The 17,772-nt window shown below is 65.3% G+C and carries 19 protein-coding genes; 13 read left to right on the top strand and 6 right to left on the bottom strand.

Annotated features, from left to right (window positions below; genetic code table 11):
* Nucleotides 1-31: 31 nt before the first annotated feature.
* Together tctE and tctD are read right to left on the bottom strand one after the other, a co-directional pair.
* Nucleotides 32-1,438, bottom strand: a complete 1,407-nt coding sequence (tctE, locus tag IB261_RS06625) for a two-component system sensor histidine kinase TctE (protein ID WP_192224803.1) — start codon at nucleotides 1,436-1,438, stop codon at nucleotides 32-34.
* A complete protein-coding gene (gene tctD / locus IB261_RS06620; RefSeq protein WP_024765529.1) occupies nucleotides 1,431-2,102 on the bottom strand; it encodes a two-component system response regulator TctD in 672 nt (223 codons plus the stop codon). The genes tctE and tctD overlap by 8 nt, the downstream gene beginning before the upstream one ends.
* 286 nt (nucleotides 2,103-2,388) lie before the next feature.
* Between tctD and IB261_RS06615 the strand changes: the two genes are divergently transcribed.
* The 10 genes from IB261_RS06615 to IB261_RS06570 all read left to right on the top strand — a co-directional run bounded on the left by IB261_RS06615 (nucleotide 2,389) and on the right by IB261_RS06570 (nucleotide 11,294).
* On the top strand, nucleotides 2,389-3,678 hold the full coding sequence (locus IB261_RS06615) for an OprD family porin (protein ID WP_151189620.1): 1,290 nt from the start codon (nucleotides 2,389-2,391) through the stop codon (nucleotides 3,676-3,678).
* Between the two features lie 29 nt (nucleotides 3,679-3,707).
* Complete coding sequence (locus tag IB261_RS06610; protein ID WP_081517622.1) at nucleotides 3,708-4,685, top strand: Bug family tripartite tricarboxylate transporter substrate binding protein; 978 nt, start codon at nucleotides 3,708-3,710, stop codon at nucleotides 4,683-4,685.
* Nucleotides 4,686-4,734: 49 nt separating this feature from the next.
* Complete coding sequence (locus IB261_RS06605; RefSeq protein WP_192381702.1) at nucleotides 4,735-5,202, top strand: tripartite tricarboxylate transporter TctB family protein; 468 nt, start codon at nucleotides 4,735-4,737, stop codon at nucleotides 5,200-5,202.
* Between the two features lie 10 nt (nucleotides 5,203-5,212).
* A complete protein-coding gene (locus IB261_RS06600) occupies nucleotides 5,213-6,733 on the top strand; it encodes a tripartite tricarboxylate transporter permease (protein ID WP_192381701.1) in 1,521 nt (506 codons plus the stop codon).
* Between the two features lie 219 nt (nucleotides 6,734-6,952).
* A complete protein-coding gene (locus IB261_RS06595) occupies nucleotides 6,953-7,315 on the top strand; it encodes a YceK/YidQ family lipoprotein (protein WP_192381700.1) in 363 nt (120 codons plus the stop codon).
* Nucleotides 7,294-8,136, top strand: a complete 843-nt coding sequence (locus IB261_RS06590; RefSeq protein ID WP_192381699.1) for a hypothetical protein — start codon at nucleotides 7,294-7,296, stop codon at nucleotides 8,134-8,136. The genes IB261_RS06595 and IB261_RS06590 overlap by 22 nt, the downstream gene beginning before the upstream one ends.
* Before the next feature lie 25 nt (nucleotides 8,137-8,161).
* The gene (locus IB261_RS06585; RefSeq protein WP_192381697.1) at nucleotides 8,162-10,276 is read left to right on the top strand and encodes a lipase family protein; all 2,115 of its coding nucleotides are present in this window, start codon (nucleotides 8,162-8,164) and stop codon (nucleotides 10,274-10,276) included.
* Between the two features lie 4 nt (nucleotides 10,277-10,280).
* Entirely contained in the window at nucleotides 10,281-10,514 is a 234-nt protein-coding gene (locus IB261_RS06580; protein WP_192381696.1) for a hypothetical protein, read from the top strand.
* Nucleotides 10,515-10,516: 2 nt separating this feature from the next.
* Nucleotides 10,517-10,933, top strand: a complete 417-nt coding sequence (locus IB261_RS06575) for a hypothetical protein (RefSeq protein WP_225605986.1) — start codon at nucleotides 10,517-10,519, stop codon at nucleotides 10,931-10,933.
* Complete coding sequence (locus tag IB261_RS06570) at nucleotides 10,893-11,294, top strand: hypothetical protein (protein WP_225605985.1); 402 nt, start codon at nucleotides 10,893-10,895, stop codon at nucleotides 11,292-11,294. The genes IB261_RS06575 and IB261_RS06570 overlap by 41 nt, the downstream gene beginning before the upstream one ends.
* Nucleotides 11,295-11,450: 156 nt before the next feature.
* Here IB261_RS06570 and IB261_RS06565 read toward each other — a convergent pair whose 3' ends face one another.
* From IB261_RS06565 to IB261_RS06555, 3 genes are all read right to left on the bottom strand, one after another.
* The gene (locus tag IB261_RS06565) at nucleotides 11,451-11,774 is read right to left on the bottom strand and encodes a hypothetical protein (RefSeq protein ID WP_192381695.1); all 324 of its coding nucleotides are present in this window, start codon (nucleotides 11,772-11,774) and stop codon (nucleotides 11,451-11,453) included.
* Nucleotides 11,775-11,827: 53 nt separating this feature from the next.
* Nucleotides 11,828-12,520, bottom strand: a complete 693-nt coding sequence (ung, locus tag IB261_RS06560) for a uracil-DNA glycosylase (RefSeq protein WP_192289762.1) — start codon at nucleotides 12,518-12,520, stop codon at nucleotides 11,828-11,830.
* A gap of 63 nt (nucleotides 12,521-12,583) precedes the next feature.
* Complete coding sequence (locus tag IB261_RS06555; protein WP_192381694.1) at nucleotides 12,584-13,138, bottom strand: hypothetical protein; 555 nt, start codon at nucleotides 13,136-13,138, stop codon at nucleotides 12,584-12,586.
* Between the two features lie 209 nt (nucleotides 13,139-13,347).
* On the opposite strand from IB261_RS06555, the gene IB261_RS06550 reads away from it, so the two are divergent.
* Nucleotides 13,348-14,595 carry an ABC transporter substrate-binding protein gene (locus tag IB261_RS06550; RefSeq protein WP_081517617.1) on the top strand — a complete coding sequence of 416 codons (1,248 nt, stop codon included), beginning with the start codon at nucleotides 13,348-13,350 and terminating at the stop codon, nucleotides 14,593-14,595.
* A gap of 1 nt (nucleotide 14,596) precedes the next feature.
* On the opposite strand, the gene IB261_RS06545 is transcribed toward IB261_RS06550, so the two are convergent.
* Complete coding sequence (locus tag IB261_RS06545) at nucleotides 14,597-15,475, bottom strand: AraC family transcriptional regulator (RefSeq protein WP_081517616.1); 879 nt, start codon at nucleotides 15,473-15,475, stop codon at nucleotides 14,597-14,599.
* A gap of 170 nt (nucleotides 15,476-15,645) precedes the next feature.
* On the opposite strand from IB261_RS06545, the gene IB261_RS06540 reads away from it, so the two are divergent.
* Complete coding sequence (locus tag IB261_RS06540) at nucleotides 15,646-16,809, top strand: isobutyryl-CoA dehydrogenase (protein WP_017516638.1); 1,164 nt, start codon at nucleotides 15,646-15,648, stop codon at nucleotides 16,807-16,809.
* A gap of 142 nt (nucleotides 16,810-16,951) precedes the next feature.
* Nucleotides 16,952-17,770, top strand: a complete 819-nt coding sequence (locus IB261_RS06535) for an enoyl-CoA hydratase (RefSeq protein WP_081517615.1) — start codon at nucleotides 16,952-16,954, stop codon at nucleotides 17,768-17,770.
* The last annotated feature ends 2 nt before the right edge of the window (nucleotides 17,771-17,772 follow it).

Below are 17,772 nucleotides of genomic sequence, written 5' to 3'. Positions count from 1 at the left end.
CGCCCTTACCGGCGGGTTTCGTTTTTATGGCTCAGGCGATCTCCGCCGGGAAGGTCACCCGCACCAGCAGCCCGCCCAGCTCGCCCTGGCCCAGCTCGATGCGCGCACGATGCGCGCTGCAGATCTCGCCGACGATGGCCAGGCCCAGCCCGGTGCCCTGCTGGCGGCGGCGGTAGAAGCGGCGGAACACCTTGTCGCGTTCCTCCGGCGGGATGCCGGGGCCGTCGTCCTCGACCTCCAGCTCGGCCGGCGAGCGCACGCGGATGATCACGTTGCCGTCCGCCGGGGCATGGGCAATGGCGTTATCCACCAGGTTGCTGAGCAGTTCGTTGAGCAGGGTCGGATCGCCCTTCACCCAGGCCGGCTCGTCCGCCTCCAGCGCCAGCGCCACACCGCGCGAATACGCCAGCGGCGCCAGCGCCAGCCCGAGTTCGCGGGCCAGTTGGCCCAGCTCGAGGCGCTCCCCCGCACCTTCGGCGATGGCGCGAGCGCCGCTTTCCACCCGCGCCAGGGACAGCAGCTGATTGGCCAGCCCGGTCACCCGGTCGGTGTTCTGCACGGCGTCGACCAGCGTCGCCCGCCATTGCTGCGGGTCCTGCTCGCGCAGGCCCAGCTCCAGCCGCGCCTTGAGCGCTGCCAGTGGGGTACGCAGCTCGTGGGACGCCTCGGCAATGAACTGCGACTGACGGTCGAACAGCCCGCGCAGGCGCACGGTGAAGTGGTTGAGCGCCGCTACCAGCGGGCGCAGCTCCTTCTGCACGCGGACTTCCGGCAACGGCCGCAGATCGTCCGGCTGGCGCTCCTCCACCGCCTCGCGCAAACGGTCCAGCGGGCGCAGGCCGGCGCTCACCGCGTACCAGACCATCATCAGCGCGGCGATGGCCGACAACGCGAGGTTGAGCAGGGTATCGGCGAGCAGGTTGCGCGCCAGCCGCTCGCGGGCGCCCATGGTTTCGGCGACACGGATTTCCGCCATGCCGTTGACCGTCGGCTGGCTCACCGGCTGCAGCAGGCTGACCACCCGCACGCCCTGCCCTTCGTAGGTGGCGTCGTAGAACTTGGCCAATGCCGGATAATCGTCGGTGCGTGGCGTGGTCGGCAGTGGCGCCGGCAGGTTCTCGTAGCCGGAGATCATCTTCCCCTGCGGATCGATCACCTGGTAGAAGATGCGCCCGGCGCTGTCGTACTCGAAGCTGTCCAGCGCCACGTAGGGCACGTTGGCGCGCAGGGTGCCGTCGCTGGCGTAGAGGCCGTCGGCGATGTCCCGCGCCGACGCCAGCAGGGTGCGGTCATAGGCGATGTCGGCCGCGTGCCGGGCACGCCAGTAGGTGGCCGCGCTGCCGATCAGCAGCAGCACCAGCAGCAGCCCGCCGAGGCGCCAGAGCAGGCGCCCGCGCAGGCTGCCCGTGCCGGGAAGCACCCAGCGCCGTTCAGCCATCCTGGGCCTCGAGCAGATAGCCCAGGCCGCGGAAGGTAACGATGCGCACCGAGCTGCCTTCGAGCTTCTTGCGCAGGCGGTGGACGTAGATTTCGATGGCGTCCGCGCTGGCGTCCTGATCCAGGCCGAACACCTGCGCCGCCAACTGCTCCTTGCTCATCACCCGCCCCGGACGGGCAATCAGCGCCTCCAGCACGGCCTGCTCGCGGGAGGTCAGGTTCATCGCCTGCTCGGCCAGGGTGAAGCGCCGCGCGCCGAGGTCGTAGACCAGCTCGCCACAGCGCTGCTGCTGCTCGCCACCCAGCACACTGCGGCGCAGCAGGGCCTTCACCCGTGCTTCCAGCTCGGTGAGTTCGAAGGGTTTGGCCAGGTAATCGTCGGCGCCCAGGTTCAAGCCGTGCACGCGGTCGCGCACTTCACCACGGGCGGTGAGCATCAGCACCGGCAGGGTCTTGCCGCGCTCGCGCAGGCGCGCCAGCACCTGGAAGCCGTCCAGCCGTGGCAGGCCGACGTCGAGGATCGCCAGCGCGTAGTCCTCGCTGGCCAGGGCCAGGTCGGCGGCCACGCCGTCCTGCAGCAGGTCCACGGTCCAGCCGGCGCCCTTGAGCGCCTGGGCGACGCTTTCGCCGAGTTGCGGATGGTCTTCAACCAGGAGGATTCGCACGCGTTTCTACCCCTCGGACTACAGGTTCGGGCCGGCAGTTTACCCATCCGCGCGCCACTGTGAATGGGGGAAATTCGCTGAAATCACTGCGAAAGGCGACTGAAAGCCTGGCGAAAGCTTAGCCCGTTAGCATCGCCAACGAGCCGCCTCCCAACCCCGAATATTTCAGCGCCGACTGCCCAGGCGCAACGGCGGGAGCAGCGGACTCGACGACGGCAAAGACCGTCAACAGAGCGGAAGGCGGCGTGGTGCCCTTTCGCGACAACAACAAGAACGGAGACCACAGATGCCCACCGCCCGGCCTTTGGCTGCACCGGCTTTTTCCAAGCCCAACTCCCGCTGTCTGACCCCCGCCCTGCTGGCTTTCGCCGGGGTCGCCCCGCTGTGCGAAGCCGCCGGCTTCGTCGAAGACAGCAGCGCCACGCTCAGCACCCAGAACATCTACTTCAACCGTGATTTCCGCGACGGCGCCGGCCAGTCCAAGCGCGAAGAATGGGCGCAGGGTTTCATCCTCGACTTCCAGTCCGGCTACACCCCCGGCACCATCGGCGTCGGCCTGGATGCCATGGGCATGCTCGGCCTGAAGCTCGACTCCTCCCCGGACCGCACCGGCACCGGCCTGCTGCCGACCCACGACGACGGCCGCGCCGCCGACGAGTACAGCAAGCTGGGTCTTACCGCCAAGTTCAAGGCCTCCGAGACGGAGCTGAAGATCGGCAGCCTGATCCCCGACCTGCCCACCCTGCAGCCAAACGACAGCCGCCTGTTCCCGCAGACCTTCGAGGGCGGCCTGCTCAACTCCACCGACCTGCCCGGCCTGAACTTCACCGGCGGGCGCCTGGAGAAAGTGAAGGACCGCGACTCCACCGACTTCACCGACCTGGCGCTGAACAACAAGAACCGCCGCTTCTCCGGTGGCAGCGCCGAGGGCAAGCACTACGACCTGGCCGGCGGCGACTACCAGTTCACCGATAACCTCACCGGCCGTTACCACTATGCGCAGCTGGACGAGGTCTACCGCCAGCACTTCGTCGGCCTGCTCGCCAGCTACCCGCTGGGCCCCGGAAAATTCAGCGCCGATGTGCGCCTGGCCATCAGCGATGACCAGGGCGAGGCGCGCGGCGGCGAGATCGACAACCGCGCCTTCAACGGCATGCTCGGCTACGCCCTGGGCGCCAACAAGTTCAGCCTCGGCTGGCAGCAGATGAGCGGCGACAGCGCCTTCCCCTACATCGACGGCAGCAACCCCTACCTCGTCAACTTCGTCCAGGTCGGCGACTTCGCCGAGACCGACGAGCGCTCCTGGCAGGTCCGCCACGACTACGACTTCGCCGGCCTCGGCCTGCCCGGCCTGACCCTGATGAATCGCTACATCAGCGGTGACAATGCCAAAATCAACGGCATGGACGGTCACGGCAAGGAATGGGAGCGCAACACCGACATCAAGTACGTGATCCAGAGCGGCCCGCTCAAGGACGTCGCGGTGCGCGTGCGTAACGCCACCTACCGTTCCAGCTTCGCGCGGGACGCCGACGAGACGCGTATCTACCTCAGCTACTCCCTGGCGATCTGGTAAACCGACAACAACAAGAGAGGCATCGCACCATGACCACCGTCCTGCGCAACCTGACCCTCGCCGGCGCCACCCTGCTCGCCGCCAGCCAACTGATGGCCGAGCCCAAGCGCCCGGAATGCATCGCCCCGGCGTCCCCCGGCGGCGGCTTCGACCTCACCTGCAAGCTGGCGCAGAGCGCCCTGGTGGACGAGAAACTGCTGACCAAGCCGATGCGCGTCACCTACATGCCCGGCGGCGTCGGCGCCGTGGCCTACAACGCGGTGGTCGCCCAGCGTCCGGCCGACGGCAACACCATCACCGCCTTCTCCAGCGGCTCGCTGCTGAACCTGGCCCAGGGCAAGTTCGGCCGCTTCGACGAAAACGCCGTGAAGTGGCTGGCCGCCGTGGGCACCAGCTACGGCGCCATCGCAGTGCCCAGCGACTCGCCGTACAAGAACCTCGGCGACCTGGTGGCCGCGCTCAAGGCCGACCCGGGCAAGGTGGTGATCGGTTCCGGCGGCACCGTCGGCAGCCAGGACTGGATGCAGACCGCGCTGATCGCCAAGGCCGCCGGCATCGACCCGAAGCAGCTGCGCTACGTCGCGCTGGAAGGCGGCGGCGAGATCGCCACGGCGCTGCTGGGCGGGCACATTCAGGTGGGCAGCACGGACATCTCCGACTCCATGCCACACATCCGCGCGGGCAAGATGCGCATCCTCGCGGTGTTCTCCGAGGAGCGCCTGAAGGATGAAGGCATGGCCGACATCCCCACCGCCAAGGAGCAGGGCTTCGACATCGTCTGGCCAGTGGTGCGCGGCTTCTACGTCGGGCCGAAGGTGAGCGAAGAGGACTACCAGTTCTGGAAGGCCTCCTTCGACAAGCTGCTGGCCTCGGAAGACTTCGCCAGGCTGCGCGACCAGCGCGAGCTGTTCCCCTTCGCCATGACCGGCCCGGAACTGGACGCCTACGTGAAGCAGCAGGTCGCTCAGTACAAGCAGCTGGCCCGCGAGTTCGGCCTCATCCAGTAACGCCCCGAGCGGCGCCGTCTTCCGCGAAGGCGGCGCCAGGAGACTCCCCATGTCCCGTACCAGCCTCTTCCAGCGGCTGTTCGCCGGCGCCTGGCTGTTCGCCTGCGTCGCCTTCGCCCTGATCGCCTGGCAGCTCCAGGCGCCCTTCTCCTACGAACCGGTCGGCCCGCGCGCCTACCCGCTGCTCTGCCTGGGCCTGATGGCCGTGGGCCTGGCCTGGCTGATCGCCCGTCCCACGCCAATCAAGCGCGAGGAAGACGAACCCGCGCTGGAAGGCGCGCTGCTGGGCAAGGTGGTGCTCTGCGTCGTGCTGCTGGCGGTGTATGCCGGCCTGTTCGAGCCGCTGGGCTTCATCCCGGCGAGCGCGATGATCGGCACCTTCATCGCGCTGATCTACGGCGGCCGCCCGGTGGCCAGCGTGATCACCGCGACGCTGCTCGCCATCAGCCTCTACGTGCTGTTCGACCGCACTTTGGACGTCCCGCTGCCGCTGGGCATCCTCGATCCCCTGCTCTGAGGAAACCGTCATGGAAACATTGAGCTACCTCGGGCAGGGCTTCGGCGTCGCCCTGAGCCCGTACAACCTGATCACCGCGCTGATCGGCACCCTGATCGGCACCGTCGTCGGCCTGCTGCCGGGCCTGGGCCCGATCAACGGCGTAGCCCTGCTGATCCCGGTCGCCTTCGCCCTCGGCCTGCCGCCGGAGTCGGCGCTGATCCTGCTGGCCGCCGTGTACCTGGGCTGCGAATACGGCGGGCGGATTTCCTCGATCCTGCTGAACATCCCCGGCGAAGCCTCCACCGTGATGACCACCCTCGACGGCTACCCCATGGCACGCAACGGCCTGGCTGGCGTGGCCCTGTCGCTGTCGGCCTGGAGCTCGTTCATCGGCGCCTTCATCGCCACCTGCGGCATGGTGCTGTTCGCCCCGCTGCTGGCGAAATGGGCCATCGCCTTCGGCCCGGCGGAATACTTCGTACTGATGGTCTTCGCCATCGTCGCCCTCGGCGGACTGGCCGGCGACCGGCCGCTGAAGACCCTGCTGGCGGCGCTGCTCGGGCTGTTCCTGTCCAGCGTCGGGATCGACGCCAACAGCGGCGTGTACCGCTTCACCTTCGACAACATCCACGTCTCCGACGGCATCCAGTTCGTCGTGCTGGTGCTGGGCCTGTTCTCGGTGAGCGAGATCCTCCTGCTGCTGGAGAAGACCCACCACGGCCACAAGATGGTCGAGGCCAGCGGGCGCATGCTGTTCAACATGAAGGAAGCCGCCTCGGTGGCCGTGGTCAACGTCCGCTGCGGGCTGCTCGGCTTCATCATGGGCGTGCTGCCCGGCGCCGGTGCGACCCTGGCCAGCGCCGTGGCCTACATGACCGAGAAGAAACTGGCCGGTGACACCGGCAAGTTCGGCAAGGGCGACCTGCGCGGCCTGGCCGCCCCGGAAACCGCCATCGGCGCCTCCGCCTGCGGCGCCCTGGTGCCGATGCTGACCCTCGGCGTACCCGGTTCGGGCACCACCGCGGTGATGATCGGCGCGCTCAGCCTGTACAACATCACCCCCGGCCCGCTGCTGTTCCAGGAACAGCCGAACATCGTCTGGGGCCTGATCGCCTCGCTGTTCATCGCCAACGTCATGCTGATCATCCTCAACGTGCCGATGGTGCGGGTGTTCACCCGCATCCTCTCGGTGCCGAACTGGGCGCTGGTGCCGGGCATCGCAATCATCACCGCCATCGGCGTCTATGCCGTGCACGCCACCACCTTCGACCTGTTCCTGATGGTCGCCATCGGCATCCTCGGCTACATCCTGCGCAAGCTGGACTTCCCGCTGTCGCCGCTGCTGCTGGGCTTCATCCTCGGCGGGCTGATGGAACAGAACCTGCGCCGCGCGCTGTCCATCTCCAACGGCGAACTGGGCATCCTCTGGTCCAGCCCCATCGCCATCGGCACCTGGGCACTGGTCGCGCTGATGCTTGGCCTGCCGCTCTACCGCGCCTGGCGCAAGCGCACACGCCGTTCCCGCGAGGCCGTGGCTGACGCCACGTAAAGCAACCACGCTCGCCGCGTCGAGACGCGCGGCGACTTTCAAGGCCCGCCTTTGTGCGGGCCTCTTTTTTTCCCTGATACGCCGTTGCCACTGCCAAGTTGTGCCGAATGACGGAAAAGACTGACGCCGATTCAGCATTCAACTTCGGACAGGTCCTATCGCCACCGAAATATAGAAAAGAGTAAATGCGGGACTCTCTCAGACACGGATGCCTGCACGATGAATTTCCACACTCTTTCCGCCTGCGCTATTAACAAAGGCTCAGCAACGAATGGAAGTCCAATCAGACTCCTGATTGGAAGAGCCGTCCAATTCTCGACACTGGCATTCGTACTCTCCACCCTTATCGGCTGCGGCACCCTGGGGGCAGCAGTATCCTATGGCCCAACCTGCCCTTATCAAGGCTTGTCGTGGGACTTCGCCGCCATGACTGATTGGTCGGCGATAAAGAGCACACTTGGCTTCAATATCGTGCTGGGCGCTCTCGATACGCCATTCTCCTTTATTGCCGACACACTCACCCTGCCGCTGACGGACTGGAGTGAAGAGGATCTTTCGCAATGCCCGCGGCACTTCAACTGATAGTGGCCAGCCTATATCAAAGCAATCATGACAACCTCTTTCCGGAGTATGAAATGAACACACCTGGATTAGTCGCTGCATCGGCCGCCTTCCTGTTATTCAGTCTCGGCGGTTGCGCCCAGGAGGCCGTATTTTCTCCCCCGTCCAATAGCGAGCAAGTCACGGTCAGCGTCAAAGTGCCCAAGGACTTGGCAGCGGACACGATGCGCGTGATGTACCGCTCGGCCAAATGCCCGAGCAAGGAATCCGCCGATGGCGTGCCCTACGAAATAGACGGCTTCTACCCCATCGACGTAGAACCTCGGCAGGTGGGGCAGAGCGACCTGTATGAGGCCAAGTTGGCCAGGGACGGCGGCGGCGCCTGCCAATGGCAACTAAGTAACGTGACCTTTGGGGTGTATTACGAGAATACAGCGCAGTTTGGGGAGAATGTTAAGTATGGGCGTGGAGGGGGGGTTATCGTGATATTTGACAACAATCGCCCCCAGCGCCGCTCGATGGACAGTATTGTAGAAGCATCTGGAAATATCCACATAAAGAAAGATTACTACCCATGGCTGGTTGAAATACACCTGCACGAGCCTCGGAACATAATAAATATACTCGGAGATCAAGACGTATTCACATACAAAATCACCGAGACAAATAAGATTATTTTTGAGCCACAGCTTCACAACCAAAAAACAGTGAGGACAATTGGCGCGAAAAGTAGAGATAAGAGCGATCTACCAAAGATTATTTACCCTGACGGTAGCGAAATTACCGATGACACCGGCGAACCTGACCTGGGAAAACTTCAATCCATTAAAGACAAGCCCTAAACATTAGACTCATGGAGGACTCACTATGTCTGAATACTCCCATCGCACCGATACCATCTGCGCAGTCAAAACAGTCACCGTTCGTGGCAAGCAGATTCGCCACTGGCTGGAATTCCAGTTGCTCGACGAACAAGGCGACCCGCTGCCGCACCAACCTTATCGAGCGAGCAACGAGGCAACGCGCTGCGGGTTGATCCCCGAGTTCAGCGGCCAAAGCGATGCCAAAGGGGTGATCCGCCTGGAGGGCCTCCATCCCATTGCCGTGACCTTGTGGCTGACTGCGGACCCGCTGGCGGAGGTCATGCAGACCCGCCGTTTGCGCGCCACACGCGGGGAAAAGCTGCGGGAGCCGGTGTATGCCTATAGCTACGGACCGCCAGCACCGGGCTCTCGAGCGGAAAAGCTGGCGCGGGAAGCCGGTTATGCCCATCACTACCTACGCATTGGTCAACTGTGCGACCGCTTACCTAAGATTGAGCCTGAGTGGACTGGCAACCAACTGCCCGCCTTCCATTTCCCCGATCCCACGTTCAGCGGCTTTACCGTTGCAGCTGAGGCGCTGGACCGCCGCCATGTGCTGGAAATCTGCCCGTTCCGTGCCTGGAACCTGGTATTGCACCACCAGCCCGAATACAGCATGGCCAATGCCTACAACCTGGGGCTGATGGCGGACCTCTCCTACACCGATGTGACCTTCAAGGCACGCAAGCAGCGCGTGCTCACTCCTGCGGAAGAACTGCGCGGCTCGGTAGAGGAGTTCTTCTTCCGGCAATGCCTGGATCTCTCTCGAACACCGGCCTTCCCGCCCCCCACGCCCGGCGGCCTCTGGCTGGCGGCGCTGGTGGTGGATGTGCCCTTCAGCGAGCGCTACACCACGGCGGTGATGCTGGATGCGCGCACGGTATCAGTGCCCAAGGGCGAGTCCAACATCCCGCTGCGCATCATCAAGGACACCCAGCTGTTCTATGCCAGCAACAAGACCCAACTGCTGGTGGCCTGGCGTGGTACCTCGGAGTTCTGGGACTGGCTGACCGATGCGCAGTACCAGCCGGTGCAAGCCGATGGCACGCGCTGCGAAACCAAGGCGCCCTGCACCCAACTGACCAACAAGGGCAAGGTGCATTTCGGATTCCTACAGGCTTTCGAAGTTGCCAAAAAACTATTTGGTGAGCGCCTTGAGGAAATCCAGGGAAAAGCTCGCGATAAGAAACTATTCATCTGCGGCCACAGCCTGGGCGGCGCCTTGGGCCTGATCCACTCGGCCGAACTAAAGGACTTCAATCCCCTGCTCTACACCTACGGCATGCCGCGCACCTTCACCGCCATGGCCATGCAGAACTTGCGCTTCACGCACTACCGCCATATCAACGACGCCGACCTGATCCCCTGCGTGCCGCCGGAAGCCGAGCTGGACAACTGGCTGTACAAGGCCCTCGGCCCCCTGGGCCCGGACCTGGGTTACCTGTGGTCCACTGGCGAGCTGCTAGCCAGCAAGATCGTGGAGTTCGGCGACCCGTACTGGCACCACGGCAACCCGGTGCTGTTCTTCACCGCCCAGCAGACGATGCAAAGCAACGACACGCAACCCGCCGTCCAGGGCGGCAACGACGGCCCGCGCATGCCGCAACAACGCGTACTGACTCGGCGCTTGGCGAAAATCACCAAGCTCTACCTGGTGCCCAGCCTGAGTGATGAGAAGAGCCAGTACGCCAACGAGCAGCAAAAGGCCTTCATCCAGTCCCTGTCGAAGGACAGCCTGAAAAAGTACTTCCCGCCCTATAGCAACCCGGAAACCGGCTCCCACCGCGTCAGTGCCAGGGACCACTTCATGAGTTCGCAGTACCTGCCCTTCCTGCACAACCAGTTGCTGGAGCTCTGCGCCCCGTCCATGCCACTGGAGCGCAAGCAAGAGCGCGCCGCCTTCGTCGAACAGATGGCCAAGGGGTCCGCACACAGCCCCGAAGAAGAGCGCAAGCGCAACGAGCTGTTCCTCGCCCTGCAACAGTTACTGCCCCAGGCGATGGTGATGACCGAACAACTGGAAGGCGGCAGCGACGCGATCGAACGCTTCGCCGGCCTGGAACGGGAATCCGGCGAGCCCATCGAAAACATCTACCGCAAGCGCCCGACCGAGGAGTGATGGCATGAGCACTATCCTGATCCACCCCGGCCAGTTCCCGGTCCAGCACGTGACTTATACCGTCCGCCAGTACGATCGCAGCCCGCATACCTTCGTGCTCTACCGGGTCACCACCGGTGAACGCAAAGTCTATGAAGGCGTTACCGACCGGAACGGCCTCACCGAGCCGATTCCTACCCGCTACCCGGACGAGATGAAGATCGTGTTTCCCAATAGCGTCAACGAGGAGGAGCGCTAAGCATGAAAGCCTTGATCAACAGCGGCGGTGGCGCCCTGCTGATGTTTGCCAGCCTGAGTGGCTGCGCCCAGCAACCGACCTTCGCCCCGGCACCCGGCGGCGAGCAGGTGACCATCAGCATCAAGGTGCCCCAGGACCTTGCCGCCAGAAACATGCGAGTGATGTACCGCTCGGCCAAATGCCCCAGCAAGGAGTCGGCCGATGGCGTTCCTTACGAAGTCGACGGGTTCTACCCTATCGAAGTGCAACCACAGCGCCAGGGGCAAAGCGATCTTTATGAAGCGAAGCTAGCCAGGAATGGGGGCGGCGCGTGTGAGTGGAAACTGAGCAACGTGACCTTGGGCGTTAGCTACCAGAACACAGAGCGTTTCGGGGCAGATGTTCAATCAGGTCGAGGGGGGGGTAATCGCCATTTTTGATGACAACTCTCCCCAGCAACGCTCATACCCCGATCAGACACAGGACATAGTGGGCAACTTACTGATACGAGGGGACTACTACCCTTGGGTGGATGAAGAGTTCCTAGGCCCCTATAAGAAGCAAGTTCGCTTATTAGGAGACGGAGATATCTATAGAACTTACAGAACACCGTCTGCGCAACGCGTCGACTTTGAACCAGTTCTGCACGCTGGTTACGTTGTTTATTCAGCAGGGCCAAAGGTGAAAAAGGAGGGTAACCATACTCAATTCACCTACCCCGACGGCAGCGTCATCGCCGATGGCAGCAGCGAGCCCGACTTCGACAAACTCCAGGCCATTCGTCTGAAGCAGGCCAAATGAACCCGCTGTAAAAGCCATCCGCAGTTCCCGGCCAGGCGCCCACGGCTTGCGGGCGCCCGTCCAACACGGAGAATTCGTTCACGCCCCAAGGGGGATGGCCTCAGCCATTCCTCATGGGCGCACGAGGCAGACAGAGCATACGCGCTGCGCTTTGGTTCAAGACGGGAGGAAAACGCGCAGCGAGACCTTCCAGCTCTTGCCACTGACGGGTTTGTCACAGACAACTTCGACGACCTTGCGGGTGAGTGCACGGCCATCTGGCGCGAACAGATGAATCTCGCCCCAACGACTGTCGAGCGGCACCAAACATCGGGCGACGAGAGTCTTGAGATTGGGTTCGGCCACCGTCCAGGCGGTGTTGTCGCGGGCGTTCTCGGCGGCCACGAAGGCGCGGGCTGCCTGGTCGATCTCGTACAGGCCGTGGATCGACTCGCTGGAGCGGAATTCTTCGAGCGGGGAACCGGCGGCGAGGCAGCTCATGCCGAATAAAAAGCTCGGCAGGGAATGTAGCCACGCACGCCGGAGCATCGGCTTCACACCGGCGGCAGCGACCAGTCGATGGGCGTCAGGCCGTGCTGTTCGAGGAACTTGTTGGTGCGGCTGAAGTGGCCGTTGCCGAGGAAGCCGCGATAGGCGGAGAGCGGCGACGGGTGCGCGGACTTGAGCACCAGGTGCTTCTGCGCGTCGATCAGCTTCTGCTTGCTCTGTGCGTGGGAACCCCAGAGCAGGAACACCAGGTTTTCGCAGCGCTGGCTGACCACTTCGATCACCTTGTCGGTGAACGGGCCCCAGCCCGCCTGGGCGTGGGAGCCGGCGCGGGCCTGCTCGACGGTGAGCGAGGTGTTGAGCAGCAGCACGCCCTGCTCGGCCCAGTGCTGCAGGTAGCCGTGGCTGGGGATCGGCAGGTTGAGGTCGCGTTGCAGCTCTTTATAGATGTTCTGCAGCGACGGCGGCGTCGGCACGCCCGGTTGTACCGAGAAGCACAGGCCGTGGGCCTGGCCGGGACCGTGGTACGGGTCCTGGCCGATGATGACGACCTTGATGCGCTCCAGCGGCGTGGTGTTCAGCGCGTTGAAGATCAGCGGGCCGGGCGGGAAGATCACCTTGCCGGCGGCCTTCTCCGTGCGCAGGAACTCGCCCAGCTGCTTCATGTAGGGTTTTTCGAACTCCTCATGGAGGGCTTCTTTCCAGCTGGGTTCCAGCTTGATCCGGTCGTCGTGGGTCATGGTACGTCTGCCTGGTGAAACGAACCGGCACGCTAAGCAAGCGCCCCGGCCAAGTCAAGGCGACTAGTGCCGCACCGCCCAGGAGCCCGGCAAGCGCGGTGCACCACTGCCCAGGCCAGCCAGAATCCAAGCTGCGACGGCGACCGTCAGGCCCAGGTGGAACAGCTCGCGGCGCGGCACGCCGGCCAGTTCGCCACGGGTGCCGATCAGCAGGCCGCTACCGATGAACAGCAGCGCGCCAAGCAGCGCCAGCGAATAGCGCCGGGAACGACCGGGCCAGGCGATGACCAGCAAGGCGATCAGGTTGCTCACCAGCGAGAGCTGCGCCAGGAAGACCAGCAGCACGCCGATCACCAGCACCATCACTTGCCGGCCGGGCCCGCCGGACAGACGCCCGAGCGCGATCAACGGCAGGCCTATGGCGCCGGACACCACGCTCGCCAAATGATGCGCCTCAGACAATGCCGCAACGCCGCCATACTCCAGCGCGCCCAGCAGCGCCGCGATACCCATGGACAGGAATCCCAGCGCGCGCCAGCCCATCTGCTCACGCAGGGCGAGCCAGGCGGCGACGGCGCAGGCCAGGGTCAGCAGCAGTTCGGCGATCACGGGCAGCATCGGGCAGTCCTTCTTCTTGTCGTCGGCGCAGACTAGCGAGCCCCGCCGCTGCGCGCACGGTCGAGCACGCCAGCACAGGCGACGCCGCGCGCCATCCTGCGTCCATCGACCAGGTCCGGATTCGACCAAAGGCCAATGGGAGTGGCCGGCCAGTCTGTGCACAGTCCCCTCTTCGCTTCACCCGCCAATAAAAACAACAGGGAACGAACATGCGCTTTCTGACTGCCGCACTCTCGCTGGTGGCTGCCTTCAGCTGCCTGGCGCAAGCCGCCGAACCGATCAACCTCGGCCTCAATTACCCCCGCACCGGCTCCTACAAGGAAGAAGGCCTCGCGCAGATGCGCGGCGCGCTGCTGGCCATCGACGAGATCAACGCCCAGGGCGGCGTGCTCGGCCGGCCGCTGCATCTGTTGAGCAAGGACGACGCCTCGCGCCCGGAAAAGGCCCTGCGCAATATCGACGCCATGGCCGCCGACGGCGCAGCGATGTTCTTCGGCGGCGCCTCCAGCGCGGTAGCCATCGCCGCCGGAGAACGGGCGGCGCAGAAGAAGTTGCTGTACTTCGGCACCCTCACCTACTCCAACGACACCACCGGCAAGGACGGCCAGCGCTACATGTTCCGCGAGTGCAACAGCGCCTGGATGAGTGCCCGCGCGCTGGGCAACTACCTGGGCCGCACGCTGCCGGGCAAGCGTTACTTCTACGTCACCGCCAACTACACCTGGGGCCTGACCACCGAAAGCTCGCTGCGCCACTACACCGGCACCGAAGACGCCGCCCGGCACCCGTCGATCAAGGTGCCCTTTCCCGGCGCACGCCTTTCCGATTACCGCGATGCGCTGACCCAGGCGGCTGCGAGCAAGGCGGACGTGCTGGTCCTGGCGCTGTTCGGCGAGGACCTGGTACACGCCATGCGTATCGCCGATGAACTGGGCCTGACGCGCAACCACCAGATCATCGCGCCCAACCTCACCCAGAGCATGGTCGAGCTGGCCGGGCCCGGCCTGATGCAGGGCGTGATCGGCACCGAACCCTGGACCTGGCAGGTCCCTGAGCGCGAAGGCTCGGCGCGCGGCCAGGCCTTCGTGCGCGATTTCACCCAGCGCTACGGCGTCTACCCCGCCAGCTCCGCCGCCTCGGCCTACAGCATCGTCTACCAGTGGGCCGACGCCGCCCGGCGCAGCGGCAGCCTGGACAGCGACGCGCTGGTCAAGGCGCTGGAAGGCCACCGCTACAGCCTGCTCAAGGGCGAGCAGCAATGGCGCGACTTCGACCACCAGAACATCCAGCGTGTCTACGTGGTGAAGGTGAAGCCGCGCGACGAGGTGATGCGCAGCCCGCTGCACCAGGACTACTTCGAGATCGTCGAGCACATGGACGGCCCCGAGGCGGCCCCCTCCCTCGCCGAATGGCAGGCCGAGCGCAGCGCCGCAGGCAAGCCGCTGACCCTGCAATGACTCAGCCGGTGTGCAGCGCCCGGTAATGACTGGGCGCCATGCCCACCACGCTCTTGAACAGCCGCGAGAAGTAGTACGGGTCGGCGTAGCCCAGTTGCTCGGCCACCTGGCGTACTTCCAGGTTGCCCTGGTCGAGCAGCCGGCAGGCGTGGGTCATCTTCAGCCGGATGAAGTCCTGGATCGGCGCCTGGCCGGTCAGCGCGCGGTAGGTCTTGGCGAAGTGGAAGCGCGACAGGCGGAACTGCGCCGCCAGCTCGTCGAGGTTCAGCGCGTCGTGCAGGTGCTCGCGCATCATCGCCTGCACCGCCTCCACGTCCAGCACCCGCCCGGACTTCAGCCGCGCCCGCGCCGGGCGCAGGGCCAGCGAGGTCAGCAGGCTCTGCAGCAGGTGGGCGGCATGGATGAAGTGCGGCAGGCTCAGGCCTTGCCGGCGCAGCGCCAACAGCGCATCGAACTCACCGAGAATGCGCGGCTGCACGCCCACGCGCAGGCGCGGCGACTTGCCCAGCGGGCGCAGAAAGTCCTCGGCCAGCCGGCCTTCCAGGTGCACCCAGAAGATCGACCAGGGTTGCTGCAGGTCGGCGCCATAGGCGTGGGCGCGGCCCTTGGGCAGCACCAGCAGATCACCGCCGGCGACCTCGAATCGTCCATCCGCCGTTTCCAGCCAGCCGAGCCCTGCGCTGCAGTAGATCAGCAGGTGATCGTCCGGGTCTTCCCGCTCCATGCGATGCCCTACCGCTGCCGGGTAGTAGCCCAGCGCCAGCGGATAGCAGGCCTGGCCCAGCGGATGGCGATCCAGCGCGCGGCGCAGGCGTGGCGGGGTGATGAAGCGCACGCCCTGCTGCGGCAGCGGCCAGGTAGAGATCAGTGGACGGGACATGGGCACGAATCCGGGATCGGCAATACCAAGATCGTCCATCCCCAGCACAAGATCGTCAATCCACAGCCGATGGCGCAACGGCTATAACCGAAGGACTCTTTACCCAAGAGCCCAAGAAGCGCGCCACGAGCGCGAAGCGGTAGCCGACAAGAACAAACAGAGGTAGCTGCATGCATTTCGATCTGTCCGAAGAACAACGCCTGCTGGTGGAGAGCGCCCGCGCCTTCGCCAGCCGCGAACTGGCGCCCCACGCCGCCGACTGGGACCGCCAGCACCACTTCCCGGTGGAAGTGATCCGCCGCGCCGCCGAACAGGGCTACCTGGGCCTGTACATCGCCGAGGAAGACGGCGGCCTGGGCCTCTCGCGCCTGTCCGCCTCGCTGATCTTCGAGCAGCTGGCCGCCGGCTGCGTCGCCACCACCGCCTACATGACCATCCACAACATGGCCAGCTGGATGCTCTCAAGCTTCGGCGACGCCGCGCTCAAGGAGCAGTGGCTGCCGGGGCTGATCGGCGGCGAGCTGCTGGCCTCCTACTGCCTGACCGAGCCGGACGCCGGCTCCGACGCCGCGCGCCTGCGCACCCGCGCCAAACGCGACGGCGATGACTACGTACTCGACGGCGCCAAGACCTTCATTTCCGGCGCCGGCTCCACCGACGTGCTGATCGTCATGGCGCGCACCGGCGAGGAAGGCGCCAAGGGCATTTCGTGCTTCCTGGTGCCGGCCAACGCCGAGGGCATCCGCTACGGCCGCAACGAAGACAAGATGGGCTGGAAGGCGCAGCCGACCCGCACCATCACCTTCGAAGGCGTGCGCATCCCCGCCGGCAATCGCATCGGCCCGGAGGGCCAGGGCTTCGTCTACGCCATGAAGGGCCTGGACGGCGGCCGCCTGAACATCGCCAGTTGCTCCCTCGGCGCGGCCCAGGCGGCGCTGGAGCAGTCGCTGCGCTACGTCGAGGAGCGCAAGCAGTTCGGCAAGGCGCTGGCCGAGTTCCAGGCCCTGCAGTTCAAGCTCGCCGACATGCTCACCGATCTCACCGCCAGCCGGCAGATGGTGCGCCTGGCCGCGCACAAGCTGGACCACAAGGACGGCGAGGCGACCCTGTATTGCGCCATGGCCAAGCGTTTCGCCACCGACCGCTGCTTCGCCCTGTGCAACGAGGCGCTGCAGCTGCACGGCGGCTACGGCTACCTCAACGACTACCCGCTGGAGCGCTGGGTGCGCGACAGCCGCGTGCACCAGATCCTCGAGGGCACCAACGAGATCATGCGGGTCATCGTCGCCCGCCGCCTGCTGGAACAGGGCGGAATGCTGGACCGCCTGCTCTGACCCGGCCGCAACGAATCACTGGAAAAACCGCCCGCCCGCGCGGGCGCAATCGAACAGATCGGACATGGACTCGCCCTGCCGCGCACGCCTAGAGTCCATGCCCATACGCCCGCCCGCTGGCGACACCGACAAGGAGATGCCCATGAGCAACGCCCTCGAACCCTACAAGCCCGGAGTCTTCGACCTGACCCACAAGCTGACCGTGGAAAAACACGGGCACACCGCGCTGATCACCATCAACCACCCGCCGGCCAACACCTGGGACCGCGACTCGCTGATCGGCCTGCGCCAGGTGGTCGAGCACCTGAACCGCGACGACGATATCTACGCCCTGGTGGTGACCGGCCAGGGCCCGAAATTCTTCTCCGCCGGCGCCGACCTGAACATGTTCGCCGACGGCGACAAGGCCCGCGCCCGCGAGATGGCCCGCCGCTTCGGTGAAGCCTTCGAGACGCTGCGCGACTTCCGTGGCGTGTCCATCGCCGCGATCAACGGCTACGCCATGGGCGGCGGCCTGGAATGTGCCTTGGCCTGCGATATCCGCATCGCCGAGCGCCAGGCGCAGATGGCCCTGCCCGAAGCCACCGTGGGCCTGCTGCCCTGCGCCGGCGGCACCCAGGCGCTGCCGTGGCTGGTCGGCGAAGGCTGGGCCAAGCGCATGATCCTCTGCGGCGAGCGTGTCGATGCCGACACCGCGCTGCGCATCGGTCTCATCGAGCAGGTCGTCGATACCGGCGAAGCGCGCGGCACCGCCCTGCTGCTGGCGGCCAAGGTCGCGCGGCAGAGCCCGGTGGCGGTGCGCACCATCAAGCCGCTGATCCAGGGCGCCCGCGAGCGCGGCCCGACCACCTGGCTGCCGGAGGAGCGCGAGCGCTTCGTCGACCTGTTCGACGCCGACGACACCCGCGAGGGCGTGAACGCCTTCCTGGAAAAACGCGACCCGCACTGGCGCAACCAATAAGG

Source organism: Pseudomonas sp. PDM20 (genome assembly GCF_014852575.3).
GTDB lineage: Bacteria > Pseudomonadota > Gammaproteobacteria > Pseudomonadales > Pseudomonadaceae > Pseudomonas.
This window is presented reverse-complemented; position numbering and strand designations above follow the sequence as displayed.